This is a genomic window from Methylophaga sp. UBA5088 (genome assembly GCF_002414625.1).
GTDB lineage: Bacteria > Pseudomonadota > Gammaproteobacteria > Nitrosococcales > Methylophagaceae > Methylophaga > Methylophaga marina.
The window spans coordinates 18,370-20,703 of record NZ_DIAC01000070.1; the positions used below are offsets into that span (position 1 = coordinate 18,370).

3 protein-coding genes are annotated in these 2,334 nt (G+C 44.6%); 2 read left to right on the forward strand and 1 reads right to left on the reverse strand.

The genetic code is table 11. The features are described from left to right. Together B4K20_RS08830 and hemH are read left to right on the forward strand one after the other, a co-directional pair. On the forward strand, positions 1-925 hold a 925-nt coding region (locus B4K20_RS08830), incomplete at its 5' end, for a TIGR01777 family oxidoreductase (RefSeq protein WP_349678798.1). A 5-nt stretch (positions 926-930) separates the two neighbouring features. Next, positions 931-1,941, forward strand: coding sequence for a ferrochelatase (gene hemH / locus B4K20_RS08835; protein ID WP_289282617.1), 1,011 nt, complete (start codon positions 931-933; stop codon positions 1,939-1,941). Here hemH and B4K20_RS08840 read toward each other — a convergent pair. After that, positions 1,938-2,334, reverse strand: a 397-nt coding sequence (locus tag B4K20_RS08840) for a flagella synthesis protein FlgN (RefSeq protein WP_289282618.1), incomplete at its 5' end; no start/stop codon positions are given. The genes hemH and B4K20_RS08840 overlap by 4 nt on opposite strands.

The following is a 2,334-nucleotide window of genomic DNA, read 5'->3' on the forward strand; positions in this document are numbered from 1 at the left end:
GGTGAAGTTTATTGAGGATATCAATATGCATTACTTAATTACTGGTGGTACTGGGCTTATTGGCCGCTCCTTGTGTCAAACGCTGCTGACAGCAGGACACGACATTACCGTACTCAGTCGAAATAAGACAAAGGTCTATAAGCAATGCGGCCGAAATGTTAAAGCCATACAATCATTGGATGAGATCAGTGGCGATCAAAAAATCGATATTGTTATCAATCTTGCCGGAGAACCTATCGCTGATAAGAAATGGAGCAAGCAACAAAAAAACATATTGGAACAAAGTCGAATTGGTCTAACTGCAGCACTAGTTAACTGGATAAAAACGCGGCAAGCCAAACCTCATGCACTCATCAGTGGCTCTGCCGTCGGATGGTATGGCGACCAAAAACAGCAGCCGCTGACGGAATTAAGTGATTATCAGCATGATTACGCCCACGAACTGTGTGAAAAATGGGAAAAAGCGGCTCTTGAAGCAGCCGATGAAGTAAGAGTGTGTATTATCCGCACCGGCCTTGTTCTAAGCACCGAGGGTGGCGTTTTACAACGTATGCTTCTACCTTTCAAACTTGGTGGTGGGTGCACACTTGGAAAAGGGGATCAGTACATGCCTTGGATTCATATATCGGATATCGTCAATCTCATTATTTACCTCAGTCAGACACCTTCAGCAAAAGGCGTCTTTAATGGCACAGCTCCTCACCCTGTGACCAATGCCACATTTACAACAACACTGGCAAAACATCTGCATCGCCCAGCCATTTTCAAAGCACCCGAATGGTTATTAAAATGCGCACTGGGAGAAATGTCTCAGCTTTTATTGGGAGGACAGCGTGCATACCCTGAAAAAGCCACAGCAATTGGATATCAATTCCAATATACTGACCTCGATGATGCTTTTAACAATCTTCTGAATAAATCGTAATTTTTATGACAAAACGTGCCATTTTATTAGCCAACCTGGGCTCTCCCGATGCCCCAACCACACCCGCTGTACGTCGGTACCTTAACCAGTTTTTAATGGATCCCTATGTGATTCAACTACCGTGGTTACTTCGACGCATGATTGTCAGTCTGTTTGTGTTGCCATCAAGGCCGAAAGCTTCTGCCGAGGCATATCAAAGCGTGTGGACAGCGGAAGGCTCACCACTTATCGCTTTATCTGAAAAATTAAAAGATGCGCTTAAGACACAAGTAACGCATCCTGTTGAAATGGCCATGCGGTATGGCAATCCGAGCATAGAACAACAACTATTAAAAATCACGGCTGATAAATCGATTGAAGAAGTTCTCTATATACCTCTATATCCCCACTATGCTGACAGCACAGTCACTACTTCTATCGAAGAAGCCAGACGCGTGATTAGCAAGCATCAATTGGATATCAAGCTCAGGATTGTTCCACCTTTTTATGATCAGCCCGAGTATATAAAAGCATTGGTGACCAGCGCACAACCTTATTTAGAGCAAGAGTATGACCACATCATATTCAGCTATCATGGTTTACCTGAGTCCCACATTACGAAACTGGATCCATCAGGTACTCATTGTCTGAAACAAGACAATTGCTGTCAGGGCAGTCATCCCGCTCACCAAACTTGCTATCGCCATCAGGTAATGAGAACAACACAATGCTTTGCACTGCAAGCAGGCTTGGCTACGGATCGCTATTCTGTTGCCTTCCAGTCAAGGTTGGGTCGTGCAAAATGGCTTGGGCCTAACACAGAAGACACATTACGTGAGTTAGCTGAACAAGGCGCAAAACATGTCATGGTTTTGTGTCCAGCTTTTGTGACTGACTGCTTGGAAACACTGGAAGAAATCGCTATTCGTGGTGAAGAAGTCTTTAAAGAAGCGGGTGGCGAAAAATTGACGTTGATACCATGCATGAATGACCATCCAGCATGGGTGAATGTTTTAGCCGGTTGGTGCGAGCACTAAACTCGGCCAATTAAAGGTTGTCTGACAATTTGGCTTGTATATTCGCCACCAGGACCATAAGCACCTGTTTCGGGATCGCGTCCACGCAGTATAGATAATGCTCTGGTCAAATATTGCCGGTTTACATTAATGATGCCGCCATTAATCTGGTTAAATTCGCGGCAAGTTTTTGCCACCTCACGAAGCCGCACTACTTGAGCAGTCATGCGGCTGGCATCAGTTTCTTCCTGATTCGCAATAAATGCTTCTAAACCTGACTTGCCTGATGGAAAGCCAACAGCGGTCAGCAACTGTTCACGCTGTCTTGCTAATTGCTCAAGTTTTAACAGAAAAGGCTGTTTTTGTTTAGTTATTTCAGACACTTTATCCACGTCTGAAGCCTTCAATGCCTCA